Origin of the sequence: Streptomyces sp. NBC_01306, from assembly GCF_026340465.1 — a bacterium.
Taxonomy (GTDB): Bacteria; Actinomycetota; Actinomycetes; order Streptomycetales; family Streptomycetaceae; genus Streptomyces.
This window is the reverse complement of sequence record NZ_JAPEPC010000001.1, coordinates 1,472,458-1,498,746: the sequence shown is the minus strand read 5'-3', so window position 1 is coordinate 1,498,746 and position 26,289 is coordinate 1,472,458. Positions and strand designations below refer to the sequence as shown.

21 protein-coding genes are annotated in these 26,289 nt (G+C 70.9%); 16 read left to right on the top strand and 5 right to left on the bottom strand.

Annotated features, from left to right (window positions below; genetic code table 11):
• Nucleotides 1-20: 20 nt before the first annotated feature.
• The 6 genes from coaD to mutM all read left to right on the top strand — a co-directional run bounded on the left by coaD (nucleotide 21) and on the right by mutM (nucleotide 4,613).
• Entirely contained in the window at nucleotides 21-512 is a 492-nt protein-coding gene (gene coaD, locus OG385_RS06275) for a pantetheine-phosphate adenylyltransferase (RefSeq protein ID WP_266860677.1), read from the top strand.
• 119 nt (nucleotides 513-631) lie between these two features.
• Entirely contained in the window at nucleotides 632-1,741 is a 1,110-nt protein-coding gene (locus OG385_RS06270; RefSeq protein ID WP_266860675.1) for an ATP synthase F0 subunit B, read from the top strand.
• A gap of 183 nt (nucleotides 1,742-1,924) precedes the next feature.
• Nucleotides 1,925-2,569, top strand: a complete 645-nt coding sequence (locus OG385_RS06265) for a DUF177 domain-containing protein (RefSeq protein WP_266860673.1) — start codon at nucleotides 1,925-1,927, stop codon at nucleotides 2,567-2,569.
• A gap of 2 nt (nucleotides 2,570-2,571) precedes the next feature.
• Nucleotides 2,572-2,745: a 50S ribosomal protein L32 gene (rpmF, locus tag OG385_RS06260; protein WP_030753522.1), complete on the top strand. Its 174-nt coding sequence runs from the start codon at nucleotides 2,572-2,574 to the stop codon at nucleotides 2,743-2,745.
• Between the two features lie 19 nt (nucleotides 2,746-2,764).
• Entirely contained in the window at nucleotides 2,765-3,568 is an 804-nt protein-coding gene (gene rnc / locus OG385_RS06255; RefSeq protein WP_266852564.1) for a ribonuclease III, read from the top strand.
• 130 nt (nucleotides 3,569-3,698) lie between these two features.
• Nucleotides 3,699-4,613, top strand: a complete 915-nt coding sequence (gene mutM / locus OG385_RS06250) for a bifunctional DNA-formamidopyrimidine glycosylase/DNA-(apurinic or apyrimidinic site) lyase (protein ID WP_266852562.1) — start codon at nucleotides 3,699-3,701, stop codon at nucleotides 4,611-4,613.
• 69 nt (nucleotides 4,614-4,682) lie between these two features.
• On the opposite strand, the gene OG385_RS06245 is transcribed toward mutM, so the two are convergent.
• Nucleotides 4,683-5,570 (bottom strand): CAP domain-containing protein, encoded by an 888-nt coding sequence (locus OG385_RS06245; protein ID WP_266852560.1) that lies wholly within the window; start codon nucleotides 5,568-5,570, stop codon nucleotides 4,683-4,685.
• Between the two features lie 133 nt (nucleotides 5,571-5,703).
• On the opposite strand from OG385_RS06245, the gene OG385_RS06240 reads away from it, so the two are divergent.
• From OG385_RS06240 to OG385_RS06225, 4 genes are all read left to right on the top strand, one after another.
• A complete protein-coding gene (locus OG385_RS06240) occupies nucleotides 5,704-5,985 on the top strand; it encodes an acylphosphatase (protein ID WP_266852558.1) in 282 nt (93 codons plus the stop codon).
• Nucleotides 5,986-6,376: 391 nt separating this feature from the next.
• Nucleotides 6,377-6,592: a hypothetical protein gene (locus OG385_RS06235; protein ID WP_164267867.1), complete on the top strand. Its 216-nt coding sequence runs from the start codon at nucleotides 6,377-6,379 to the stop codon at nucleotides 6,590-6,592.
• Between the two features lie 233 nt (nucleotides 6,593-6,825).
• Nucleotides 6,826-10,644 carry a chromosome segregation SMC family protein gene (locus OG385_RS06230; RefSeq protein WP_266852553.1) on the top strand — a complete coding sequence of 1,273 codons (3,819 nt, stop codon included), beginning with the start codon at nucleotides 6,826-6,828 and terminating at the stop codon, nucleotides 10,642-10,644.
• 147 nt (nucleotides 10,645-10,791) lie between these two features.
• Nucleotides 10,792-12,210 carry a sugar porter family MFS transporter gene (locus OG385_RS06225; RefSeq protein WP_266852551.1) on the top strand — a complete coding sequence of 473 codons (1,419 nt, stop codon included), beginning with the start codon at nucleotides 10,792-10,794 and terminating at the stop codon, nucleotides 12,208-12,210.
• Between the two features lie 52 nt (nucleotides 12,211-12,262).
• Here the strand turns inward: OG385_RS06225 and OG385_RS06220 are convergent, their stop codons facing one another.
• Entirely contained in the window at nucleotides 12,263-13,243 is a 981-nt protein-coding gene (locus OG385_RS06220; RefSeq protein ID WP_266852549.1) for an LLM class flavin-dependent oxidoreductase, read from the bottom strand.
• Nucleotides 13,244-13,304: 61 nt separating this feature from the next.
• Nucleotides 13,305-14,780 (bottom strand): cytosine permease, encoded by a 1,476-nt coding sequence (locus tag OG385_RS06215; protein WP_266852547.1) that lies wholly within the window; start codon nucleotides 14,778-14,780, stop codon nucleotides 13,305-13,307.
• A 193-nt stretch (nucleotides 14,781-14,973) separates the two neighbouring features.
• On the opposite strand from OG385_RS06215, the gene ftsY reads away from it, so the two are divergent.
• On the top strand, nucleotides 14,974-16,194 hold the full coding sequence (gene ftsY, locus OG385_RS06210; RefSeq protein WP_266852545.1) for a signal recognition particle-docking protein FtsY: 1,221 nt from the start codon (nucleotides 14,974-14,976) through the stop codon (nucleotides 16,192-16,194).
• A 217-nt stretch (nucleotides 16,195-16,411) separates the two neighbouring features.
• On the opposite strand, the gene OG385_RS06205 is transcribed toward ftsY, so the two are convergent.
• Nucleotides 16,412-17,068, bottom strand: coding sequence for a bifunctional DNA primase/polymerase (locus OG385_RS06205; RefSeq protein WP_266852543.1), 657 nt, complete (start codon nucleotides 17,066-17,068; stop codon nucleotides 16,412-16,414).
• A gap of 428 nt (nucleotides 17,069-17,496) precedes the next feature.
• Between OG385_RS06205 and OG385_RS06200 the strand changes: the two genes are divergently transcribed.
• From OG385_RS06200 to ffh, 5 genes are all read left to right on the top strand, one after another.
• Nucleotides 17,497-18,972, top strand: a complete 1,476-nt coding sequence (locus OG385_RS06200; protein WP_266852541.1) for a hypothetical protein — start codon at nucleotides 17,497-17,499, stop codon at nucleotides 18,970-18,972.
• A 393-nt stretch (nucleotides 18,973-19,365) separates the two neighbouring features.
• Complete coding sequence (locus OG385_RS06195) at nucleotides 19,366-20,754, top strand: ammonium transporter (RefSeq protein WP_266852539.1); 1,389 nt, start codon at nucleotides 19,366-19,368, stop codon at nucleotides 20,752-20,754.
• The gene (locus OG385_RS06190; protein ID WP_266852537.1) at nucleotides 20,751-21,089 is read left to right on the top strand and encodes a P-II family nitrogen regulator; all 339 of its coding nucleotides are present in this window, start codon (nucleotides 20,751-20,753) and stop codon (nucleotides 21,087-21,089) included. The genes OG385_RS06195 and OG385_RS06190 overlap by 4 nt, the downstream gene beginning before the upstream one ends.
• A 42-nt stretch (nucleotides 21,090-21,131) precedes the next feature.
• Entirely contained in the window at nucleotides 21,132-23,579 is a 2,448-nt protein-coding gene (locus OG385_RS06185; RefSeq protein ID WP_266860671.1) for a [protein-PII] uridylyltransferase, read from the top strand.
• 148 nt (nucleotides 23,580-23,727) lie between these two features.
• A complete protein-coding gene (gene ffh / locus OG385_RS06180; protein ID WP_266852535.1) occupies nucleotides 23,728-25,272 on the top strand; it encodes a signal recognition particle protein in 1,545 nt (514 codons plus the stop codon).
• A 114-nt stretch (nucleotides 25,273-25,386) separates the two neighbouring features.
• Here the strand turns inward: ffh and OG385_RS06175 are convergent, their stop codons facing one another.
• Nucleotides 25,387-26,229 (bottom strand): methyltransferase domain-containing protein, encoded by an 843-nt coding sequence (locus tag OG385_RS06175; protein WP_266852533.1) that lies wholly within the window; start codon nucleotides 26,227-26,229, stop codon nucleotides 25,387-25,389.
• Nucleotides 26,230-26,289: the final 60 nt, after the last annotated feature.

Here is a 26,289-nt window from a genome sequence, read left to right as displayed (position 1 = left end):
CCGGGAGCGAGGGACTTCAGTTGCGCCGCGCCGTCTGTCCGGGGTCATTCGACCCCATCACCAATGGACACCTCGACATCATTGGCCGTGCCTCCAAGCTGTACGACGTCGTGCATGTGGCTGTGATGATCAACCAGTCGAAGCACGGCCTGTTCTCCGTCGAAGAGCGGATGGACCTGATCCGCCAGGTCACGGCCGATTTCGGGAACGTCGAGGTCGAGTCGTTCCACGGTCTTCTCGTCGACTTCTGCAAACAGCGCGACATCCCGGCCATCGTGAAGGGCCTCCGCGCGGTCAGCGACTTCGACTACGAGCTGCAGATGGCCCAGATGAACAACGGTCTCTCGGGGGTCGAGACGCTGTTCGTCCCCACCAACCCGACCTACAGCTTCCTCTCCTCCAGCCTGGTCAAGGAGGTCGCGACCTGGGGCGGCGACGTCTCGCACCTGCTGCCTCCGCTGGTCTCCGAGGCCCTGACGCAGCGCCTCCGCGAGAAGCGGGAAGCCGGATAAGGGCCGCATGACGGCGCCGGGTTGAACTGACGGACCGTCACCAGGTGTCGGGCGGGCGCCGACTGGCCGTACAGTCGTCCCCGTCCGTCTCCAGGCCGGAAGAACAGGTGGCGCCCACGGTGGACGTGCAGAAGAAGCTGGACGAGATCGTCGACACGGTCGGCAGTGCCAGGTCCATGCCCATGTCGGCCTCCTGCGTGGTCAACCGCGCCGAGCTGCTGGCGATGCTCCAGGAGGTGCGCGAGGCCCTGCCGGGCTCTCTCGCGCAGGCCGAGGAGCTGATCGGCGGCCGTGAGCAGCTGGTCGAGCAGGCCCGTGACGAGGCCGAGCGGATCATCGAGGCGGCGCACGCCCAGCGCGGCTCCCTCATCTCCGACACCGAGGTCGCCCGGCAGTCCCAGGACGAGGCCGACCGGGTGCTCGCCGAGGCCCGGCGGGAGGCCGAGGAGATCCGCGCCGAGGCCGACGACTACGTCGACTCCAAGCTGGCGAACTTCGAAGTCGTCCTCACCAAGACCATCGGCTCCGTCGACCGGGGCCGCGAGAAGCTGCTCGGCCGCGGTCCTGGCCTGGACGACGAGGGTTACGAGGACCCGGAGGCGCCGGAGCGCAGCCAGGACCCCGAGACGCTCCGGATGCGCGCCGACGAGTACGTCGACACCAAGCTCGGAGCCTTCGAGGCCGTGATGGCCAAGACCCTCGAAGCGGTGGGGCGCGGCCGGCAGAAACTGCACGGCCGGGTCGCGTCGGACGAGCTGGGCGTGCACATGGCCGAGCAGGACGAGATGGGCCGCAGGCACAGCAGTGACGCCGACTTCCTCTCGGACCTGGCGGAGCCGCAGGCCCCGGCGGCAGTCCAGGTGCCCGTCCAGGCGTCACCTGCCCCGATGGCCGCCCAGCTGTCGCCGGACGAGCCGCCGCAGCACCTCGCCGACATGCCGGTCCAGGAGCCGGTCCAGCAGATGTACGACCCGTACGGCTACCAGCAGCAGCCCCAGGACCCGTACGCGTACCAGCAGCAGCAGTACGCGTACCAGCAGGACCCGTACGCATACCAGCAGCAGCCCCAGCAGGACGGGTACGGCTACCCGGGGCCCGACCAGATGCAGCCGCCCCATCCCCAGCAGCCGCCCCACCCCCAGCAGCAGGGTGCTCTCGACGAGACCAGTCTCTTCGACACCAGCATGATCAACCTGGATCAGCTGCGCGAGTACGAACAGGGGCGCTGAGGGCCGGGGGGCCCGGAGGCCCGAAGGGGCCGATTGGGTCTACGGCGGCCGGTCCAGTATCCTGGCTCTTCGGTCGCCCGTACCTCCGCGATCTGCGCTGCCCGTTCCGATGGTCTCCGGACGGTTCCCGACGAGGCGGCGCCTCATTCCCCAGTCTTCAGCGATCCGAAAGCAGGAAGAGCCCTGAACGCCCGCCTCGACCACCGCAACCCCCTCGTGTTCGACACACACGAGCTGGGCCGGCGTCCCGGTGCGCTCCAGCGGCTTACCCGCTCGGTCGCAGCTCCCAAGGACCTCGGCATCGACGGGGTCATCGGAGTGCCGGAAGGCACTCCCGTAGAACTGCAGCTCCGCCTTGAGTCGGTCATGGACGGGGTGCTTGTCACAGGCACCGCCCGTTCAGCCGCCAAGGGGGAGTGCGTAAGGTGTCTGGAGCCGCTGGAGCGAGAGCTCGAAGCGGATTTCCAGGAGATGTTCTCGTACCCCGAAGCCGACGACCGGGGCCGCAGCAAGAAGGCGGACCCGGCTGACAGTGCCGACGACGAGGACGAGGAAATCACCCCCCTTGAGGACGGCTTGTTCGACCTCGAACCAGTGCTGCGTGATGCGGTGGTGCTCGCACTGCCGATGCAGCCGGTGTGCCGGGAGGATTGCGCCGGCCTGTGTTCCGAATGCGGAATCAGGCTGGACGACGAACCCGGTCACCACCATGACGCCGTCGACGCACGTTGGGCGGCGCTGCAGGGACTCGTCGGGACCGGCCAGGTCGGCGAGAAGGACAACGTTGACGGCGCCGAACCTGGCGTCGACGAGAAGCAGGAGAAGTAGCCGTGGCTGTTCCGAAGCGGAAGATGTCGCGCAGCAACACGCGCCACCGCCGGTCGCAGTGGAAGGCTGCGGTCCCCACCCTGGTTGCGTGCGAGCGCTGCCAGGAGCCGAAGCTCCAGCACATCGCGTGCCCGAGCTGCGGCACCTACAACAAGCGCCAGGTCCTCGAGGTCTGAGCGGCTGGTGAGAGGCGCAATGTCTGACGTCAACAAGACGGACAATGCCTCGTCCCACACGCTTCTGGAAGGGCGGCTCGGGTACACACTCGAGTCCGCCCTTCTGGTGCGTGCGCTGACCCACCGTTCGTACGCGTACGAGAACGGCGGTCTGCCCACCAACGAGCGGCTGGAGTTCCTCGGGGACTCGGTGCTCGGCCTGGTGGTCACGGACACGCTCTATCGCACCCACCCCGATCTCCCGGAGGGCCAGCTGGCCAAGCTCCGGGCGGCAGTGGTGAATTCGCGTGCGCTCGCAGGGGTGAGCCGTGGGCTCGAACTCGGTCTCTTCATCCGGCTCGGCCGGGGCGAAGAAGGCACGGGCGGGCGGGACAAGGCATCCATCCTCGCCGACACCCTCGAAGCGGTGATCGGCGCCGTCTATCTGGATCAGGGCCTCGAAGCGGCGTCCGAGCTGGTGCACCGGCTCTTCGACCCCCTCATCGAGCTGTCCTCCAACCTCGGTGCGGGCCTGGACTGGAAGACCAGCCTCCAGGAACTCACCGCAAGCGAAGGCCTCGGGGTCCCGGAGTACCTGGTCAGTGAGACCGGTCCGGACCACGAGAAGACCTTCACCGCTGCCGCTCGCGTCGGTGGTGTCTCGTACGGCACCGGCACCGGCCGCAGCAAGAAGGAAGCGGAACAGCAGGCGGCGGAGTCCGCGTGGCGTGCGATCAGCGCCGCGGCGGAAGAGCGCGCGGTGGCGGCCGAGACCGCCCCCGCCGCCCACGGAGAGGACGCCGACACCTCTTCGGCTCCGGCCGCCGGCACGGCCTCGGCCTGACGCCGGTTCTTTCCCCGCCCGTCCCCTCCGGGGGGCGGGCGGTTCTTTTCGTGGTTCTTTTCCATTGTTCTTTTTATGGTCCCTCTCAGCCTCTTCACCGTTCACCGGTGATCCACCCCTGAGGAGCAGCGTGCCCGAGTCGCCCGAGGTCGAAGTCGTACGGCGCGGACTGGAACGCTGGGTCTCCGGCCGTACCGTCGCCGATGTGCAGGTGCTGCACCCCCGAGCGGTACGCCGTCACACCGCGGGCGGCGATGACTTCGCCACGGCTCTGCGCGGACACCGGTTCGGCGTGGCCCGCCGCCGGGGGAAGTACCTCTGGCTGCCGCTGGAGGACGTGCCCGCCACGGACACCGCCGCTGCCGACTCCACCGGCGGGGAGCCCGGGGCCGCGTACTCGGTCCTCGGCCATCTCGGGATGAGCGGGCAGCTCCTGGTCCAGCCCGAAGCGGTGCCCGACGAGAAGCACCTGCGGATCCGGATCCGGTTCGACGACATCGAGGGCACCGAGCTGCGCTTCGTGGACCAGCGGACCTTCGGCGGGCTCTCGCTGCACCCGAACACCCCCGACGGGCTGCCCGACGTCATCGCGCACATCGCCCGCGACCCGCTGGACGAGGAGTTCGACGACGCCGCGTTCCACTCGGCGCTCCGGCTGCGCCGCACCACCATCAAGCGCGCCCTGCTCGACCAGTCGCTGATCAGCGGGGTCGGCAACATCTACGCGGACGAGGCGCTCTGGCGTGCGCGGCTGCACTACGAGCGCCCCACCGCCACGCTCACCCGCCCCCGGACCACGGAACTCCTCGGCCATGTGCGGGATGTGATGAACCAGGCCCTCGCCGTGGGCGGCACCAGCTTCGACAGCCTCTACGTCAATGTGAACGGCGAATCCGGATACTTCGACCGGTCGCTGGACGCCTACGGGCGGGAGGACGAGCCGTGCCGCCGCTGCGGCACCCCCATGCGCCGCCGGCCCTGGATGAACCGGTCCAGCTACTTCTGCCCGCGCTGCCAGCGCCCGCCCGCCGGACCGCGCGGCTGACCGGGTGCCCGGGCGAATGCCCGGCCGCGTTGCCGGGCCGGGGTCCGGCCGCTCACCGGCCGGACCGGCTCAGTAGCCGAAGTCCTGGGTCCACCAGGGCCCGCCCGGGCCGAAGTGGACGCCGACGCCGAGCGTCGTGAAGTCGCAGTTGAGTATGTTCGCGCGGTGGCCCGGGCTGTGCATCCAGGAGTCCATCACGGCGGCGGCGTCGGCCTGGCCGCGTGCGATGTTCTCGCCGCCCAGGCCCTTCACGCCCGCCTTGTCCGCCCGGTCCCACGGGGTGGCCCCGTCGGGATCGGTGTGGTCGAAGAAGCCCCGGGACGCCATCTCGGCACTGAAGGCCCCGGCCAGCGAGGCGAGCCCCGTATCGGCCCGCACCGGCCGGCAACCGGCCTGGGCCCGCTGCTGATTGACCAGGCTGAGAACCGCCGCGGCCGCGCTGCTCTCGGCACTGGTGGCCGCTTCGGTGTGGGCGGACTCGGTGTGCCGGGGCGTCGCACCGGGCGCCGCCGTCCGGGCCGGTGCCGTGCTGGGCGACGCGGGGGCGCTCTTCTTCCGCTGCGACGGTACGGCGGGAGCCTTCGGCTTGTGCGCGGACGGCGAGGCCGACGGGGCGTGTGCGCGGGCGGTTGCCGGACCGGCCGGTGCGGGCGGGGTGTCCGATGCGGGTGTGGCCGACGATCCGCCCTGGGTCTGGAGGTCGGGTACGCCGTCGGCGCGGACCTGGTCACTGCCGCCCGAGCCGCCCACCGTGTAGGTGTCGCCGCCGGGCAGCAGCCCCGATGCCATCGCCACGGCGCCCACCGCGACGGCCGCCGACACGCCCAGCAGCCCGGTGCGCAGAGGTGTGGAGCCCCGGCCCTTGCCGTGGGCCCGGTTCCGCCGCCGGGTCCCGGAGGCCGCCGGATCATCAACGGTGGCGGAACCGGCTGCGGCGGAGCGGCTGTGGCGTCCCATGCGCGGTGCCCTTCCTCGTGCTCGGCGTCGGCGTGACTCACCCGTACAGGTGAAGCTCAATGGCCAGGGACTGTAGCGGATGGGCCGTGGGGGCGAAGTGCTGCCGGGGTGATTGGCCGGTTAGCGTGCAGACATGAACGAAGATGTACGGCTCGCCGCCTGGGTGCGCGGCAAGGTCCAGGGCGTGGGGTTCCGCTGGTTCACCAGGGCGAACGCCCTGCGGATCGGTGGGCTCACCGGATTCGCCCTCAATCTGGAGGACGGCAGGGTGCAGGTCGTCGCCGAAGGACCGCGGGAGAAGTGCGACCTTCTCCTGGAGTGGCTGAGGTCGTCCGACACACCCGGCCGCGTCGACGGTGTCAGTGAGATCTGGGACACTCCGCGGCACATCTACCAGACCTTCGAGATCCGCTGACGCGCCCGGTCCCGGCGGTGGCCGGGGGCCCCGCCGATCTGCCTCTGACATATGTGTGAGGCAGAAAATGCCTGGTGGTTGCCAAGAAGCGCTCTCCGTGCCAGGCTGCCGCAGTAGGAATGATCTCCACGCCCCCTGGGCCCCGCAGGAGAGCCGCACCGGACATCGTCCGGCGTGTGCCCCCGGGTCTGCCCATCGATACGGGGTGTGATCGTGTTGACCGTCAAACTTTTTGGTGAGACTCTGGAAGCCCCGCGCACCTCAGCTGCTCGGCAGCGAGAAACGCAGAGAAAACAGCAGAGAAGACAGAGGCTGCCGAGTTCCGCGGGTGCGATTCCCCCTACGACCCACCACTCTTCGGTCGGTCACTCAGTGTGGAGGACCATCCATCATGGCAAAGGCGCTTCTCGGTTACGTCGGCGGTTCCGACCCGCGACTTCTCTCCGAGATGCGACGGCTTCAGCAGCGCGTCCAGGACCTCGAATCCGAGCTCGTACGGATTCAGTCCGAGAACGACGCGCTGGCCGCCGCAGTCCAGCACCACGGAGACTCGTTGCTCGACGGTATCGACATGGACGTACCCCAGGCGGAGCCTGCGCTCACCTGACCCGCACCCCACAAGGGTACCGGCCGGGCTGATCCGTACAGCCGCTTGAGATCCAATGCGCAAGGATATGCAAGGGACGCTTCGGCGTCCCTTCTTTCTTTCTGCCTTTTCTGTCTCTTTCCCCCCGGTCGCTCCCCGCCCCGTCACGCACTGCCGCGTGTGCTTCCTTTAACGTCTGATGTGCCCTGCACCTTCATGGGTGAAACCGGCAGTGAAAGGTAGAGTCCGGCGGCGTGCACCTCAAGGCCATGACCCTCCGCGGGTTCAAATCCTTCGCCTCGGCCACCACTCTCCGGTTCGAGCCCGGCATCACCTGTGTCGTGGGGCCCAACGGATCAGGCAAGTCCAACGTGGTCGACGCGCTCTCCTGGGTCATGGGGGAGCAGGGCGCCAAATCGCTGCGCGGCGGCAAGATGGAGGACGTCATCTTCGCCGGGACGACCGGCCGGCCGCCGCTGGGCCGCGCCGAGGTCTCGCTCACCATCGACAACTCCGACGGTGTGCTGCCCATCGAGTACGCCGAAGTCACCATTACCCGGATCATGTTCCGCAATGGCGGCAGCGAGTACCAGATCAACGGCGACACCTGCCGGCTGCTGGACATCCAGGAACTGCTGTCGGATTCCGGGATCGGCCGCGAGATGCACGTCATCGTCGGACAGGGACAGCTCGACTCCGTACTGCACGCGGATCCGATGGGGCGCCGGGCCTTCATCGAGGAGGCCGCAGGCGTACTGAAGCACCGCAAGCGCAAGGAGAAGGCGCTGCGGAAGCTGGACGCGATGCAGGCCAACCTCGCGCGGGTGCAGGACCTCACCGATGAACTGCGCCGCCAGCTCAAGCCGTTGGGCCGGCAGGCCGCGGTCGCCCGGCGCGCCGCCGTCATCCAGGCCGACCTCAGGGACGCGCGGCTGCGGCTGCTCGCCGACGATCTGGTGACGATGCGCCGGGCGCTGCGGAGCGAGATCGCCGACGAGGCCGCGCTGAAGGAGCGCCGGGAGACCGCGGAGACGGCGCTCAAGGCCGCGCTCGCACGCGAGGCCGGCCTGGAGGACGAGGTGCGGCAGCTGGCACCGAGGCTCCAGCGGGCCCAGCAGACCTGGTACGAGCTGTCGCAGCTGGCCGAGCGGGTGCGCGGTACGGTCTCGCTCGCCGACGCGCGGGTGAAGAGCGCGTCCGCCGCCCCCGATGAGGAGCGGCGGGGCCGTGATCCCGAGTCCCCCGAGATGATGGAGCGCGAGGCCGCCAGGATCCGGGAGCAGGAGGCCGAGCTGGAGGCCGCGCTGGAGTCCGCGGAGCGCGCGCTGGAGGACACCTCGGCGCACCGGGCCGAGCTGGAGCGGGAACTCGCCGCCGAGGAGCGCAGGCTCAGGGACGCAGCCCGTGCCATCGCCGACCGGCGCGAAGGGCTCGCGCGGCTGAACGGGCAGGTCAACGCGGCCCGCAGCAGAGCCGGTTCGGCGCAGGCCGAGATCGACCGGCTCGCCGCGGCGCGGGACGGGGCGCAGGAGCGCGCCGAAGCGGCCCAGCAGGAGTACGAGCAGCTCAAGGCCGAGGTCGACGGGCTCGAAGCCGGTGACCTGGACCTCGCCGACCGGCACAGCGCGGCGAAGTCGGCGCTGGCGGAGGCGGAGACCGCGCTCACCGCGTCCCGGGAGGCGGCCACGGCCGCCGAGCGGGAGCGGGCCGCGCTGGCGGCCCGGCACGAGGCGCTGGCGCTCGGGCTGCGCCGCAAGGACGGCACCGGGGTGCTGCTCGGAGCCGATGACCGCCCGGCCGGTCTGCTGGGCCCGGTCGCGGAGCTGCTGACGGTGGCCGCCGGGTACGAGGTCCCGGTGGCTGCCGCGCTGGGTGTGGCGGCCGACGCGCTCGCGGTGCGCGACACGGCCACCGCGGCGGACGCGATCCGCCGGTTGCGCAAGCAGGACGCCGGCCGCGCGACCCTGCTGCCCGGCACGGCCGCGGCACCGGTGCGGGAGTCCGGCGCCGGTGGGCTGCCGGGCCAGGTCCGTACGGCCGTTCCCGGGCAGCCGGGCGGCGGGGCTCCTGAGGTGCCGGAGGCCCGGCATGGCGACGACGGTGCGGGGGCTGCTTCGGAGGACCGGCCCGCAGGTCGGCCCGGAGGGCATTCCGGCGGTCAGGCAGCAGGCCATTCAGTAGGCCGGTCCGCAGGCCACGAGGACAGCGGTGCCGGTTCTGTCCCGTCCGGCGGGACCGGACCGGGACCGGACCGTGCCGCCCTCGCTCTCGCGGCGCCCTTCGCCGTCGATCTGGTCGGCGGCCCCGCCGAACTGCTGCCCGGGGTGCGGAGACTGCTGCGCGACATCGTCGTCGTAGGCACCCTCGAAGACGCCGAGGAGCTGATCGCCGAACGGCCCGGGCTGACCGCCGTGACCGCCGAAGGCGATGTCCTGGGAGCGCACTTCGCACACGGCGGGTCCGCCGGTGCGCCCAGCCTGCTGGAGGTGCAGGCGTCCGTGGACGAGGCCGCCGCCGGGCTGGCGGAGCTGGCCGTACGGTGCGACGAGCTGGCCGGCGCGCAGCGCGCCGCGGCAGCCCGGCGCGCGGAGTGCGCGGCGCTCGTCGACGAGCTGGCGGAACTACGGCGCGCAGCCGACCGGGAGAAGTCCGGTGTCGCCCAGCAGCTCGGGCGCCTGGCCGGGCAGGCGCGGGGCGCGGCGGGCGAGGCCGAGCGGTCGGCGGCGGCCGCAGCCAAGGCCCAGGATGCGCTGGAGCGTGCGACCGGCGAGGCCGAGGAGCTGGCCGAACGGCTGCTGGTGGCCGAGGAGTCACCGATGGAGGAGGAGCCGGACACCTCCGTACGGGACCGGCTGGCCGCCGACGGGGCCAATGCCCGGCAGACCGAGATGGAGGCCAGGCTCCAGGCCCGTACCCATGAGGAGAGGGTCAAGGGGCTCGCGGGGCGGGCCGAAGCACTCGACCGGGGAGCGCGCGCCGAGCGTGAGGCCCGGGCGCGCGCCGAGCAGCGCCGCGCCCGGCTGCGCCACGAGGCAGCGGTCGCGTCGGCCGTCGGCGACGGGGCGCGCCAGTTGCTCGCCCATGTCGAGGTGTCGCTGGTCCGCGCCGAGCAGGAGAGGGCCGCCGCCGAGGCCGCCAAGGCCGGGCGCGAGCAGGAGCTGGCCGCCGAGCGGAACCGGGGCCGCGACCTCAAGGCCGAACTCGACCGGCTCACCGACTCGGTGCACCGCGGTGAGGTGATCGGAGCCGAGAAGCGGCTGCGGATCGAGCAGCTGGAGACCAGGGCGCTGGAGGAGCTTGGCGTGGAGCCGGCCGGTCTGGTGGCCGACTACGGCCCGGACCAGCCGGTGCCGCCGTCCCCCGCGGCCGAGGGGGAGGAGCTGCCCGACGATCCGGACCATCCGCGGAACCAGCCGGTGCCGTTCGACCGGGCCGGACAGGAGAAGCGGCTCAGGTCGGCCGAACGGGCGTACCAGCAACTCGGAAAGGTGAATCCGCTCGCTCTGGAGGAGTTCTCCGCGCTGGAGGAGCGGCACAAGTTCCTCTCCGAGCAGCTGGAGGACCTGAAGAAGACGCGGGCCGACCTGCTGCTGGTGGTCAAGGAGGTCGACGAACGCGTCGAGCAGGTCTTCACCGAGGCGTACCGCGACACCGCACGCGAGTTCGAAGGGGTCTTCGCGCGGCTCTTCCCCGGCGGCGACGGACGGCTGATCCTGACCGACCCCGGCAACATGCTCACCACCGGTGTGGACGTCGAGGCCCGGCCGCCGGGCAAGAAGGTCAAGCGCCTGTCGCTGCTCTCCGGCGGGGAGCGGTCGCTGACCGCCGTGGCCCTGCTGGTGTCGATCTTCAAGGCCAGGCCCAGTCCGTTCTACGTGATGGACGAGGTGGAGGCCGCGCTCGACGACACCAACCTCCAGCGGCTGATCCGGATCATGGAGGAGCTCCAGGAGAGTTCCCAGCTCATCGTGATCACTCATCAGAAGCGGACGATGGAGGTGGCCGACGCGCTCTACGGCGTCTCCATGCAGGGCGACGGGGTCTCCAAGGTCATCAGCCAGCGTCTCCGCTGAACGGGCCCCGGTGGGCAATCGGTCCCGGCCGGGCTGAGCGGCCCTCAGATGCGCCGGTCCTCAAGTGGTGGGCGCCCGGAAGCTGTGCGGAACTGGAGGGGCTCGTACCCCCATGGCCGTCATCGCGGACGGGCCCGAGGAGCTCATGTGACAAGCACGGCGAACACACCGCAGGCCGGAGGCGCCCCGGCTGCCCCGGAGCACCTCGCTCACGTCATCTTCATCACGGCGGCGGCCGCGATGGGCGGGTTCCTGTTCGGCTACGACAGCTCGGTGATCAACGGAGCCGTCGAGGGCATCCGGGACAAGTACAACATCGGTTCGGGGACCCTCGCCCAGGTCATCGCCGTCGCCCTGATCGGCTGTGCGATCGGCGCGGCGACGGCCGGCCGCATCGCCGACCGCATCGGGCGTATCCGCTGTATGCAGATCGCGTCCGTGCTGTTCACCATCAGCGCCGTCGGCTCCGCGCTGCCCTTCGCCCTGTGGGACCTGGCCCTCTGGCGCATCATCGGCGGTTTCGGCATCGGGATGGCATCGGTCATCGGTCCGGCCTACATCGCCGAGGTCTCCCCGCCCGCGTACCGCGGCCGGCTCGGGTCCTTCCAGCAGGCGGCGATCGTCATCGGCATCGCCGTATCGCAGCTCGTCAACTACGGCATCCTCCAGACTGCGAACGGCAACCAGCGGGGGAAGCTGCTCGGTGTCGAGGCATGGCAGCTCATGCTCGGTGTCATGGTGATCCCGGCCGTCATCTACGGACTGCTCTCCTTCGCCATCCCCGAGTCGCCCCGCTATCTGATCGAGGCGGGCAAGCCGGACCGGGCCAGGAAGGTGCTGTCCGAGGTCGAGGGCTCGCACGTCGATCTCGACGCGCGGGTGGCCGAGATCAAGCTGGCCATGAAGCGCGAGCACAAGTCGAAGTTCAGCGACCTGCTGGGCGGGGGCTTCTACTTCAAACGCATCGTCTGGATCGGTATCGGCCTCTCGGCCTTCCAGCAACTGGTCGGCATCAACGTCGCGTTCTACTACTCCGCGACCCTGTGGCAGTCCGTCGGTATCGACCCTTCGACCTCGTTCCTGTACTCGTTCACCACGTCCATCATCAACATCATCGGCACCGTGGTCGCCATGATCTTCGTGGACCGGATCGGCCGCAGGCCCCTCGTGCTGATCGGTTCCGTGGGCATGGTCATCGGGCTCGCCCTGGAGGCCTGGGCCTTCTCGTACCATCTCGTCGGCGGCAAACTGCCGACGGCCCAGGGCTGGGTCGCGCTCATCGCCGCCCACTGGTTCGTGTTCTTCTTCGCGATGTCGTGGGGTGTCGTCGTCTGGGTCTTCCTCGGCGAGATGTTCCCGAACAAGATCCGTGCCGCCGCGCTCGGGGTGGCCGCCTCGGCCCAGTGGATCGCCAACTGGGCGATCACGGCCAGCTTCCCGAGCCTCGCCGGCTGGAACCTCTCGGCCACGTACGTGATCTACACCGTCTTCGCTGTGCTCTCGATCCCCTTCGTGCTGCTGTTCGTGAAGGAGACCAAGGGCAAGACGCTGGAACAGATGGGCTGAGGCCGGGTCTGCCCTGCGCCCGCCCTCGTGCCCCGCTCCCGCCCGCCCCGGTTCAGCTCTTGAGCCGGGGCAGCACGCGCTCGGCGAAGAGGTGCAGACTGCGCCAGCCCTCGTCCACCGGTATCCCGCCGCACAGCGGATGCAGTACGAGGCTCCCGGCGCCGCCCTCGGCCAGGGCCACACACTCGTCCGGGGTGACGATCCGGTAGACGCCCTCCGCGCGCAGCCCGTCCACCGTCTCCGCCGCCGAACGGACCGCGGAGTGGATGTCCTTGGACTGCCAGGAGGAGTAGGTGCGCGCCTCGTGCAGGAAGTACTCGCCGTACTCGGCCCAGGTCCGGTCGGGATCCTCCGCGATGTGCAGCAGCGGGGTCTCGGCCTCCGGCATCATGCAGAAGCCCTCGGTCCCGTACTCCGCGCGCTGCTGGTGGTAGTAGGCCTCAAGCTCCGGCAGATACGCGCTCGGGAACAGCGGCAGCCCCAGCCGCGCCGCCCGGCGGGCGGCCGCCCGGGACGATCCGCCGACGAGCAGCAGCGGGTGCGGAGTGGTGTACGGGCGCGGGGTGACCCGGACCGTACGCCCGCGGTACGCGAACGGCTCCCCGGTCCACGCGGCCAGCAGGGTATCGAGCAGCTCGTCCTGGAGCCGGCCGCGCCGGGTCCACTCGACGCCCTGCTGCGCGTACTCGTCGGGCCGGTAGCCGATGCCCGCCACCGTGACCAGCCGGCCGGCGCTGATCAGGTCGAGGACGGCGATGTCCTCCGCGAGGCGCAGCGGGTCGTAGAGCGGGCCGATGATCGCGGAGACGGTGACCGCGATCCGGCGGGTGGCCCCGAAGACGGAGCCCGCGAAGACGAACGGGGAGGGCAGCCAGTTGTTGCCGACGCCGTGGTGCTCCTCGGTCTGGACGGTGTCGACGCCACGGTCGTCCGCGTACGCGGCCATCTCCAGGGCGGCGCGATAGCGGGCGGAGAGTGACTCGGGGGTCGCCCGCGGATCGACGAGATTGAACCTGACGACTGTGAAGGCCATGACGGGAAATCCCCCTTCGCCGGGTGGGAGCTGGCGAAGGGGGACGGTAGCTGACGCGGCGTCAGATAGGTAGACCCGCGGGCTCACGGTCGGCGTCGGGACCCTGGCCCGTCGCGCCGCCCTGCGCCTTCGGCTTCGGCTTCGGGAGTACGGCGTAGAGCACGCCCGAGACGAGGATGGTGACCACCCAGCCGAGGCCGTTGCGGCCCAGCCAGGTGTCCGCGAACGGTCCGCTGAACCAGGCCGAGCCCGCGGTGCCCGCCGTGGTGAACAGCATCCCGGTGATGAGCGCGGCGAGCCAGGCACCGACGGCGGCGGGGCTGAAGCCGCCCCGGTACCAGTAGGCGCTGGTCCGGGTGGTGTCCATCAGGGCCACCGGGTCGTACTTCCGGCCGAGCAGCATGTCCGCGCCGAAGACCCCTATCCAGGCCGAGAAGGCCACCGCGAGCAGCGACAGGAAGGCGACGAAGGAGCCGAGGAAGCTCGTCGCCGCCAGCATCAGGACCAGCCCGAGCACCACGCTGATCACGGCGTTCACGGAGACCGCCCAGGCGCGCGGCACCTTGATGCCCAGCGTCAGCGCGGTGAAGCCGGCCGAGTACATCGACATCGCGTTGATCAGGACCATGCCGACCACGGCGATCAGCAGGTACGGCACCGCGATCCACATCGGCAGGACCTTGCCCAGGAAGGAGACCGGGTCGGACGCGTTCGCGAGGTCCGGGGTGGAGACCGCCATCACGGCGCCCATCAGCACCATCGGCAGCACGACGATGCCCGCGCCGCCGATCGACGCGCCGACCATGCCCGTACCGGAGGAGCGCCGCGGCAGATACCGCGCGAAATCCGGTCCTGACGGGACCCAGCTGAGGCCGCCGGCCGCGATCAGGCCGATGCCCGCGACCAGGGAGGCGGTGGTACCGGCGGGCTTGGCGAACACGGCGGACCAGTCGGTGTCGGCGATCAGATAGACCAGCACCAGGACGGAGAAGATCCCGAAGAGATACGTGGACCACTTGTTGCACAGGTGCAGGGCGTTGATGCCGAGGCCGGAGATCAGGAACGTGGCAGCGACGAACAGCAGCAGGGTCACGACGATCAGCGGGGTGCTGCTGTGGATGCCGAAGCAGATGTCCAGCACGGTGAGCAGCGCGTACGCACCGGTCACCGCGTTGATCGTCTCCCAGCCCCAGCGGGCGATCCAGATCAGCGAGCCGGGCAGCAGATTGCCGCGCTGGCCGAACACCGAACGGGACAGGGCCATGCCGGGGGCACCGCCGCGCTTGCCGGCGATGCTGATGAAGCCGACCAGACCGTAACTGATGACCGGGGCCACGAAGGCGGCGATCAGTGCCTGCCAGAAGTTCAGCTTGTCGGCGACGACCAGACTCGCGCCCATCGCGAGGAGCAGCACACTGATATTGGCGGCGACCCAGGTCGGGATCAGGTCGCGGACACGGCCTTTGCGTTCGGTGTCCGGGACTGGTTCGAGACCGCGGGTTTCCACCGCGCCTTCGACGTCGGAGGCGTGGGGCATGAAGTTACTCCGTGCACGTGTGAGGGGAGTTGGGGACGGGGGAAAGACGATGTGACGCGCGTAGATAGCGACATCATGGTAGGGCCGCCGGGAAAATTTCAAATAGAGGATTTAGTCCCTTGTGTGTTCCCACGAAGGGACCTGCGGCCGGGCCGTGACCGAACGCTGAGCTGTGACTGATACTGGGTGGGTTATGGAAATCGTGATCCTTGCTGTAGTCATCGCCCTGGTCGCTGTCGGCGCGATCAGCGGGCTCGTGGTCAGCAGCCGCAAGAAGAAGCAGCTGCCCACGGCACCGCCGAGTGCGCCGACCATCACAGCGCCTCCCGCCGAACCTCAGGTCGGCGAGGACGCTGCCCCACCGCGCGACGAGTCGCGCCGCACCATCGAGGAGGTGGACCTCCCGCCCGCCGACGAGGCCGCGGGCGCCCCCGCCGCGGTCGAGGACCCGGTCGTCGCGGAGCCCGTCGCCCCGCGGATCGAGATCCCGGAACCGACCGAGGGCCGTCTCGTACGGCTGCGCGCCCGGCTCGCCCGCTCGCAGAACTCGCTCGGCAAGGGACTGCTCACCCTGCTCTCCCGCGACAACCTCGACGAGGACACCTGGGAGGAGATCGAGGACACCCTGCTCACGGCCGACGTCGGTGTCGCGCCGACCCAGGAGCTGGTCGAGCGGCTGCGTGAGCGGGTCAGGGTGCTCGGCACCCGTACGCCGCAGGATCTGCGAGCCCTGCTGCGCGAGGAGCTGCTGAACCTGCTCGGTACGGACTTCGACCGCGAGGTCAAGACCGAGGGCGGTCTGGAGACCCCGGGCGTCGTCATGGTCGTCGGGGTCAACGGCACCGGCAAGACCACCACCACCGGCAAGCTCGCCCGGGTCCTGGTGGCCGACGGCCGCAGCGTGGTGCTCGGCGCGGCCGACACCTTCCGGGCCGCCGCCGCCGACCAGCTCCAGACCTGGGGCGAACGGGTCGGCGCCCGCACGGTGCGTGGCCCCGAGGGCGGCGACCCCGCGTCGATCGCCTTCGACGCGGTGAAGGAAGGCATCAAGGAGGGCGCCGATGTCGTCCTCATCGACACCGCCGGGCGGCTGCACACCAAGACCGGCCTGATGGACGAGCTCGGCAAGGTCAAGCGGGTCGTGGAGAAGCACGGACCGCTGGACGAGGTGCTGCTCGTACTGGACGCGACGACCGGGCAGAACGGCCTGGTGCAGGCGCGGGTGTTCGCCGAGGTGGTGGACATCACCGGCATCGTGCTGACCAAGCTGGACGGTACGGCCAAGGGCGGCATCGTGATCGCCGTCCAGCGCGAACTGGGCGTACCGGTCAAGCTGGTCGGCCTCGGCGAGGGCCCGGACGACCTGGCCCCGTTCGAGCCCGAGGCGTTCGTGGACGCGCTGGTCGGGGAGTGAACCGGGCCGCCTGAAGCCCCGGCTGTCCGAAGGCACGGTGGCCGACGACACAGAGTCCGAAGCCGCAGTGTCCGAAGACCCGGCCGTACGACGCCGCGGTGTCCCAGGACCCGGCGTCCGAAGCAGGAAGAACCGCGAAGGGCCCCGCCACACGGTGCAGATGTGGCGGGGCCCTTCGCGCTGTCCCGCGCCGGCGCCGGCCGGCACGGGAGGCGTGTCAGGCGGGGACGTGGCGGTGGCAGATGTACGCGAGGGTGCCGAGCAGCAGCCGGGCCTGGGGCGGGCCGCTCGCCGTCTCCAGGGACGGGGGGCGCAGCCAGCGGGCCGGGCCCAGGCCCGCGTGGTTCGACGGCGGGGCGGTGATGTGCTCGCCGGGACCCAGGCCGTGCAGATCCAGGTCCGCATCGTCCCAGCCCATCCGGTAGAGCAGTTCGGGGAGTTCGCGGGCGGCGCCCGGGGCGACGAAGAACTGGGCCCGGCCGTCCGGGGTCGCGCTCACGGGGCCCAGCGGGAGCCCCATGCGCTCCATCCGGATCAGGGCCGTGTGCCCCGCGGGCTCGGCGACGTCGATGATGTCGAAGCAGCGGCCGACGGGCAGCAGCACCGCGGCGCCCGGCGTCAGGGACCAGGCTCTCGTCGCTTCACCGAGGGTGGCCCCCGCGGGCACCTCGGGCGCGAACCCGAGGGGATGGGCGCCCGGTGACGCGCATCCGGCCTCTCCGCAGGAGCAGTTGCCCGCGGCGGCGCGCGCGCCGGGAACCACGTCCCAGCCCCAGAGTCCGGTGAACTCGGCCACCGCCGTGCTCTGCGGTGTGCGGCCGCGACGCCGGGTGCCGGAGCGGATGTCCCGGATGCCGCCGATAGTGAAGCCCATGCCCCCTCCAACGGGTCGTGCGCGCCGGTGGTTACGACCTGGAGCCTCTCCGTCACCCTGAGTTGCAAACACCCTGATCGGGGAGGTGCGGGGTGACGTTGGGGGTGGTGCGGAACGATTCACGCGCCCCGGCGTGCACCGCTCCACCCGATCCTGATCGTCGAGTGTCAAGTCAATCGCGCCTGGCGGCAGGCGCGTTCATTCGAAGGGGTGGCGAATGGTGGCGTTTCCGGGATCGCCCTCGCCGGGTGCGTGATCGTAGGATTACTTTCAGTGCACGAACCCTCGGGTCGGATGCACTCACGGGTATGCCGGGGGCAAGCCGGTTTTCTGTTCGAAGGGGCGCAAGCGCCGGACAGCGAACCTCAACTCGCGGCATTCTGATATGGGTTGGCGTAATGAGGCTTCAGCGGGATGGGGGCGTTCCAGTGGGCGGCAGTGGCGACGGCGAGACGGGTGCCGGCAAACGCCCGAACGAGCGGCTCGGATCGTGGTTCGTGCGCAGCGGCTGGTCGAAGGGCGAGCTGGCGCGCCAGGTGAACCGCAGGGCGCGGCAGATGGGCGCGCACCACATCAGCACCGACACCTCGCGGGTGCGGCGCTGGCTCGACGGCGAGCAGCCGCGTGAGCCCATTCCGCGCATCCTCTCGGAGCTGTTCTCCGAACGCTTCGGCAGCGTGGTCGCCATCGAGGACCTGGGGCTGCGCGCGGCGCACCAGTCACCCTCGGTGTCCGGAGTCGACATGCCCTGGGCGGGCCCGCAGACGGTCTCGCTGCTCAGTGAGTTCTCCCGCAGCGACCTGATGCTCGCGCGGCGCGGCTTCCTCGGCGCCTCGCTCGCCCTGGCCGCGGGCCCGACGCTCATCGAGCCGATGCAGCGCTGGCTGGTGCCCACGCCCGCGGGCGAGCCCACCGCGGAACTGCCCGCCGACCACGCACGGCGACCGTCCAGGCTCTCGCGGCCCGAGCTCGAACTGCTGGAGTCCACCACGGCGATGTTCCGCCAGTGGGACGCCCAGTGCGGTGGCGGGCTGCGCCGCAAGGCGGTCGTCGGCCAGCTGCACGAGGTGACCGACCTGTTGCAGGAGCCCCAGCCGGGAGCCACATCGAAGCGGCTGTTCCGGTGCGCGGCCGAACTGGCCGAGCTGGCCGGGTGGATGAGTTACGACGTCGGTCTCCAGCCCACCGCCCAGAAGTACTTCGTGCTCGCGCTGCACGCGGCCAAGGAGGCCGGGGACAAGCCACTCGGCTCGTACATCCTGTCCTCGATGAGCCGGCAGATGATCCATCTCGGCCGCCCCGACGACGCCCTGGAACTCGTCCATCTCGCCCAGTACGGCAGTCGCGAGTGCGCCACCCCCCGCACCCAGGCGATGCTGTATGCGATGGAGGCCCGCGCCTACGCCAACATGGGCCAGCCGAGCAAGTGCAAACGGGCCGTGCGGATGGCCGAGGACACCTTCTCCGACGCGGGCTTCGACGGCGAGCCGGAGCCCGACTGGATCCGCTTCTTCTCGGAGGCCGAACTGAACGGCGAGAACGGCCACTCGTACCGGGATCTCGCCTATGTGGCCGGCCGCAGCCCCACCTACGCCTCGCTCGCGGAGCCGGTCATCGACAACGCGGTCGCGCTCTTCGAGAAGGACGACGAACACCAGCGTTCCTACGCGCTGAACCTCGTCGGGATGGCCACCGTCCATCTGCTGAAGCGGGAACCCGAGCAGTCCACCTGCTTCGCCACCAAGGCCCTGCACATCGCCAAACGCGTCCGCTCCGAGCGCGTCAACACCAGGCTCCGCAAGACCGTCCACACGGCGGTCAGGGACTTCGGCGACGTCCCCGCGGTCACCGACCTCACCGAACGTCTCGCCGAGCAGCTGCCCGAGACGGCCGAAGCGGTCTGAGGCCCCAGCCGCTCCGCTCACAGATACACAGCGCCAGTGAACAGACAGCAGTAGACAGACAGCAGTGAACAGACAGCAGTAAACAAAGGCCCCGGCCACGACAGTCACCCCGTGATGCCCGACTCGGCTCCCCCACGCCAGGTCAACAGGGTGACCGTCGTGGCCGGTTTTCGACCCGCCCGGTGGTGTGCGCGGGGGCGGAGCCGGACCCCGGGCCCGCCCTCCACGTCATCCGGGCGTAACACGCACCACCTCTTCGTCACTGCGGTGAAACATCACGCGGCATCGGCGGAAACGGCGCGGCGCCAGTCTCTGACGCATGACAGGCCGCTGTTCCGCCGCTCTCCACAGCCCCCGCCCGCAGGTGGCCGCACCGACGACGAGGAGACGCCGATGCCCACAGGCATCATGACCCTTGCTGCAGAAGCCCCGAAGCTGTCGTCCGCCAACACCGGGTTCATGCTCATCTGCTCTGCCCTGGTGATGGTCATGACTCCGGGCCTCGCCTTCTTCTACGGAGGCATGGTCCGGGTCAAATCCACCCTGAACATGCTGATGATGAGCTTCATCAGCCTCGGGATCGTCACGATCCTCTGGGTGCTCTACGGATTCAGCGTCGCCTTCGGATCGAGCAACGGATTCTTCGGCTGGTCCAAGGACTACCTCGGACTCAGCGGCATCGGACTCACCCAGCTCTGGCCGGGCTACACCATCCCGGTCTATGTCTTCGCCGTCTTCCAGCTGATGTTCGCGATCATCACCCCGGCGCTGATCAGCGGTGCGCTGGCCGACCGCGTGAAGTTCACCGCATGGGCGCTGTTCATCGTGGGCTGGGTCACGGTCGTCTACTTCCCGGTCGCGCACTGGGTCTGGGCGTCCGACGGCTGGCTCTTCAAGAAGGGCGTGATCGACTTCGCCGGCGGTACGGCGGTCCACATCAACGCGGGCGCTGCGGCACTCGGCGTGATCCTGGTGACCGGCAGGCGCGTCGGCTTCAGGAAGGACCCGATGCGCCCGCACAGCCTGCCGCTGGTGATGCTCGGCGCGGCCCTGCTGTGGTTCGGCTGGTTCGGTTTCAACGCCGGATCGTGGCTGGGCAACGACGACGGCGTGGGCGCGGTGATGTTCATCAACACCCAGGTGGCCACCGCGGCCGCGATGCTCGCCTGGCTCGCGTACGAGAAGTTCCGCCACGGCTCCTTCACCACGCTCGGCGCGGCATCCGGCGCCGTGGCCGGGCTGGTCGCCATCACCCCGTCCGGCGGCGCGGTCAGCCCGCTCGGCGCCATCGCCGTCGGCGCCATCGCCGGTGTGCTGTGTGCCATGGCCGTCGGCCTCAAGTACCGCTTCGGTTTCGACGACTCGCTCGATGTCGTCGGCGTCCACATGGTCGGCGGCATCGTCGGCTCCCTGCTCATCGGGTTCTTCGCGACCGGCGGGGTGCAGTCCGACGTGGCGGGCGTCTTCTACGGCGGAGGCTTCCACCAGCTCGGCATCCAGGCCATCGGGGTCTTCTCGGTCCTCGGCTACTCGCTGGTCGTGTCGGCCGGCCTGGCCTTCCTGATCGACCGGACCATGGGGATGCGGGTCACCGAGGACGTCGAGGTCGCGGGGATCGACCAGGACGAACACGCCGAGACGGCATACGACTACAGCGGGGCGGGCGGCGGCTCCCGGACGTCCGCGACCGCCCCGGGCGACGCGGCGGGCACCGCGGTCAAGGCGGGCACCGCAGCCAAGACGGGCAAGGCAGGTCCGGCGAACAAGAAGGTGGACGTATGAAGCTCATCACCGCGGTCGTGAAGCCGCACCGGCTGGACGAGATCAAGGAGGCCCTCCAGGCCTTCGGCGTCCAGGGCCTCACGGTCACCGAGGCCAGCGGCTACGGCCGCCAGCGCGGCCACACCGAGGTCTACCGCGGAGCCGAGTACACCGTGGACCTGGTGCCGAAGATCCGGATCGAGGTCCTGGCCGAGGACGCGAACGCCGAACAGCTCATCGACGTGGTGGTGAAAGCCGCCAGGACCGGCAAGATCGGTGACGGCAAGGTCTGGAGCGTTCCGGTCGAGACAGCGATCCGGGTCAGGACCGGCGAACGCGGTCCTGACGCGCTCTGAACGACGAGAGACGGGAACTGCCGGGTGACGAGTGCCGACGAGATGACCGGTCAGACCGACGACCCCGGACCCAGCGGCTATGCGGCGGCCCGGCTGTCCCTCCTCCAGGAGAAGACGGACCCCGGGCCGCCGCGCCGTTCGGCCCTGGCCCGGCTGACCGACGCGTGGATGAGCGCGCTCTTCACCTCGGCCGCCGAGGCCACGGGGGTGCACGGCGCGGCCCTGGTGGCCGTCGGGGGATACGGCCGCGGCGAGCTGTCACCGCGCAGCGACCTGGACCTGCTCCTGCTGCACGACGGCAAGGCGGACCAGGGCGCCATCGCCTCGCTCGCCGACCGGGTCTGGTACCCGGTGTGGGACCTGGGGCTCGACCTCGACCACTCCGTACGGACACCGGGTGAGGCGCGCAGGACGGCGGGCGACGACCTCAAGGTCCAGCTCGGGCTGCTCGACGCCCGGCACGTCGCCGGTGACCAGGGGCTGATCACCGGGCTGCGGACGGCGGTACTCGCCGACTGGCGCAACCAGGCGCCGAAGCGGCTGCCCGAGCTGTACGAGCTGTGCCAGGAGCGCGCCGAGCGCCAGGGCGAGCTGCAGTTCCTCCTCGAACCCGACATCAAGGAGGCCAGGGGCGGGCTGCGGGACGCCACCGCGCTGCGCGCCGTCGCCGCGTCCTGGCTGGCCGACGCACCCCGCGAAGGGCTCGACGGCGCCCGCAGGCGGCTCCTCGACGTACGGGACGCGCTGCACCTGGTGACCGGGCGCGCCGGCGAACGGCTCGCGCTCCAGGAACAGGACCAGGTCGCCGCCGAACTCGGACTCCTGGACGCCGACGTGCTGCTGCGCGAGGTGTACGAAGCCGCGCGCACCATCTCGTACGCCGGTGACGTCACCTGGCGCGAGGTCAACCGGGTGCTGCGCGCGCGCTCCGCACGCCCCCGGCTGCGCTCCCTGCTCGGCGGTGGCGGCGGCAGGACAGCCGCGGCGGAACGGACCCCGCTCGCGGAAGGCGTGGTGGAGCAGGAGGGCGAGGTGGTGCTGGCCCGCACCGCCCGGCCCGAGCGCGACCCCGTACTGCCGCTGCGGGCGGCAGCCGCGGCGGCGCAGGCCGGGCTGCCGGTCTCCCTGCATGCCGTGCGCCGGCTGGCGGCCGGCGCACGCCCGCTCCCGGTGCCCTGGCCCGCCGAGGCCCGCGAACAGCTGGTCACCCTGCTCGGCGCGGGCGAGTCCACGGTGCCGGTCTGGGAGGCGCTGGAGGCGGAGGGACTGATCAGCGGGCTGCTGCCGGACTGGGAGCGGGTGCGGTGCAGGCCGCAGCGGAACGCCGTGCACACCTGGACCGTCGACCGGCATCTCGTCGAGACCGCCGTACGGGCGTCCTCGCTGACCCGCCGGGTGGGCCGGCCCGACCTGCTGCTCGTCGCGGCCCTGCTGCACGACATCGGCAAGGGCTGGCCGGGCGACCACTCGGTGGCGGGCGAAGTCATCGCCCGGGACGTGGCCACCCGGATCGGCTTCGACCAGGCGGACGCCGAGGTGCTCGCCGTGCTCGTACGCCACCACCTGCTGCTCGTGGAGACGGCGACCCGGCGCGACCTGGACGACCCGGCGACCGTGACCTCGGTCGCCGGAGCGGTGAAATCCGCCGCCACGCTGGAGCTGCTGCACGCGCTGACCGAGGCCGACGCGCTGGCGACCGGGCCCGCGGCCTGGTCCTCCTGGCGGGCGTCGCTCGTGGACGACCTGGTCGGCCGGGTCGCCGCGGTACTGGCGGGCGAGGTGCCCGAAGAGCCGGAGGCGGGCGCGCCTGGCGCCGAGCACGAGCGGTTGGCCGTCGAGGCGGTGCGCACCGGCGGCCCGGTCCTGGCCCTGCATGCCAGGACCGGGGAACCGCAGGAGGACGGCGCCCCGGAACCGGTGGGCGTGGAACTGCTCATCGCGCTCCGCGACCGGCCCGGCGTCCTGCCCGCCGTCACCGGGGTGCTGGCGCTGCACCGGCTGACCGTGCGCGCGGCCGACCTGCGCGCCGTCGAGCTGCCCACCGAACTGGGCCCGGAGGTGGCGGTGCTGCTGCTGACCTGGCGGGTGGCGGCCGAGTACGGATCGCTCCCGCAGGCCACGAGGCTGCGCGCCGATCTCGTCCGGGCGCTGGACGGATCGCTGGACGTCCGCGCCAGACTGGCCGAACGGGAGGCGGCCTACCCGCGCCGACGCGGGGTCAAGGCGCCGCCGCCCCGGGTGAAGGTGGCCCCCGCCGGCTCCCGGCTGGCCACCGTGATCGAGGTCCGCGCGCAGGACGCACCGGGGCTGCTGTACCGGATCGGCCTGGCGCTGGAGACGGCCGGGGTGGCGGTACGCAGCGCTCACGCCTCCACGCTCGGGGCCAACGCGGTGGACGCGTTCTATGTGACGGGACAGGACGGGGAACCGCTCCCGGCGGAGGAGGCGGCCGGGCTGGCCAGGGAGCTGGAGGCCGGGCTGCGGGAGTGAGCGAGAGCGGGTCCCGCGCGCCGGCCGGCCGGGTCCCGCGCCCTGCCCCTGCCCTCTGTCGGGGGCAGGGGCAGACCCGACCCACCCGGTCCGGATACCCTGGGGTCCAACCGTCCCCCCGCCCCCGACCCGAGGATCCGCGACCGCCGTGTTCGATACCCTCTCCGACCGCCTTGCCGCGACTTTCAAGAACCTCCGGGGCAAAGGGCGCCTCAGCGAGGCGGACATCGATGCCACCGCGCGCGAAATCCGTATCGCCCTCCTTGAGGCGGACGTCGCGCTGCCCGTCGTCCGCGCCTTCATCAAGCAGGTCAAGGAGCGCGCGGCCGGCGCCGAGGTCTCCCAGGCGCTGAACCCGGCCCAGCAGGTCATCAAGATCGTCAACGAGGAGCTCATCGGCATCCTCGGTGGCGAGACCCGCCGCCTCCGCTTCGCCAAGCAGCCGCCGACCGTGATCATGCTCGCGGGCCTCCAGGGCGCGGGCAAGACGACCCTCGCCGGAAAGCTCGGTCTCTGGCTCAAGGGCCAGGGCCACACCCCGCTGCTCGTGGCGTGCGACCTCCAGCGTCCCAACGCCGTGAACCAGCTGAGCGTGGTCGCCGAGCGCGCGGGCGTCGCCGTGTACGCCCCCGAGCCGGGCAACGGCGTCGGCGACCCGGTCAAGGTCGCCCAGGACTCGATCGAGTTCGCCAAGTCCAAGCAGTACGACGTCGTCGTGGTCGACACCGCGGGCCGTCTGGGCATCGACCAGGAGCTGATGCAGCAGGCCGCGGACATCCGCGACGCCGTCAGCCCCGACGAGGTCCTCTTCGTCGTCGACGCGATGATCGGCCAGGACGCGGTCAACACCGCCGAGGCGTTCCGCGACGGCGTCGGCTTCGACGGAGTGGTGCTCTCCAAGCTCGACGGTGACGCACGCGGTGGTGCGGCCCTCTCGATCGCGCACGTCACCGGCCGGCAGATCATGTTCGCCTCCAACGGCGAGAAGCTGGACGAGTTCGACACGTTCCACCCGGACCGCATGGCGTCCCGGATCCTCGGCATGGGCGACATGCTCAGCCTCATCGAGAAGGCCGAGCAGACCTTCAGCCAGGCCGAGGCCGAGCAGATGGCCTCCAAGCTGGCGAGCAGCAAGGGCGGCAAGGACTTCACGCTCGACGACTTCCTGGCTCAGATGGAGCAGGTCAGGAAGATGGGCAGCATCTCCAAGCTGCTCGGGATGCTGCCCGGTATGGGGCAGATGAAGGAGCAGATCAACAACATCGACGAGCGGGACGTGGACCGCACCGCCGCGATCATCAAGTCGATGACCCCGGCCGAGCGCCAGGACCCGACGATCATCAACGGCTCACGCCGGGCCCGGGTCGCCAAGGGGTCGGGCGTCGAGGTCAGCGCCGTGAAGAGCCTGGTGGAGCGGTTCTTCGAGGCGCGCAAGATGATGTCGCGGATGGCTCAGGGCGGCGGTATGCCGGGCATGCCGGGTATGCCCGGCATGGGTGGCGGCCCCGGCCGGCAGAAGAAGCAGCAGAAGCAGGCCAAGGGCAAGCGCAAGAGCGGTAACCCGATGAAGCGCAAGGCGGACGAAGAGGCCGCCGCCGCCCGCCGCGAGCAGGGCGGTGCGCCGGGCCTGCCGGCCGGTCAGGACGCGAAGAACTTCGAGCTCCCGGACGAGTTCAAGAAGTTCATGGGCTGACCGACACCCGCGCGGCACGCACCCGTGCGTACGGCGAAGCGGCCCGTGCCTCCCCGACATCCGGGAGGCACGGGCCGCTTCGCGTCGGTCGGGGGAGCCGGGCGGTCAGGGGGATCAGGCCGTCCGGGCGACCACATAACGGAAGATGTTCGGCATCCACACCGTGCCGTCGCGCCGCAGATGGGGATGGAGCGCCTCGGCGACCTCCTTCTTCACCTGGTCCCGGTCCGTCGCCCGTATCGCCGCGTCGAAGAGTCCGGTCGAGAGCAGCCCCCGCACCGCGCTCCGCAGGTCCGCGTAGCCGAACGGGCAGGCGACCCGCCCCGACCCGTCGAGCTTCAGCCCGGCCCGCGCCGCGACCTCCTCCAGATCGTCCCTGCGCGGCTGGCGCACGGCATCGGCCAGTCGGGTGGCGACCCGCAGTACGGCCGACGCCGAGCAGCGCTCGGGCGGCCCCCAGCCGGTCAGGACCACCGCACTGCCGCGCTCCAGCAGCGGCACCGCGTCCTCGACGGCGGGGGTCAGCCCGTCAGGGTCACCCGCGACGCCGCCCAGCGGCTCGAAAGCGGTCAGCAGGTTGTACGGCGCCGCCGTGACCGCCGAGGCGTCGGCAGGGCTGCCGTGCACCAGCCGGGGCCGACCGCGCCGTGCGCCCGGCGCACTGTCCGGGCCGTCGGGGAGCAGCCGCTCCCGGGCCAGCGCTATGCGCTCGGCGTGCGTGTCCACGCCCGTGACGCTCGCGCCGCGGGCGGCGGCCATGAGCAGGGCGAGCCCCGAGCCGCAGCCGATGCCGAGCAGCCGGGTGGCACTGCCCGCGTCCAGCCGCTTGTAGACCGCTTCGTACAGCGGCACCAGCATCCGTTCCTGGATCTCGGCCCAGTCGCGGGCACGGGCGACCGCTTCCTCAGTGGGAGTCGCAGCCGCGGACCGGTGGTTCCGGACGAGCGTTGATGACATCGAAGCGCCCCAATTCGCCGAGAGATCAGTTGTGCCCTGTGTGCAAAACCCCCGTGCAGA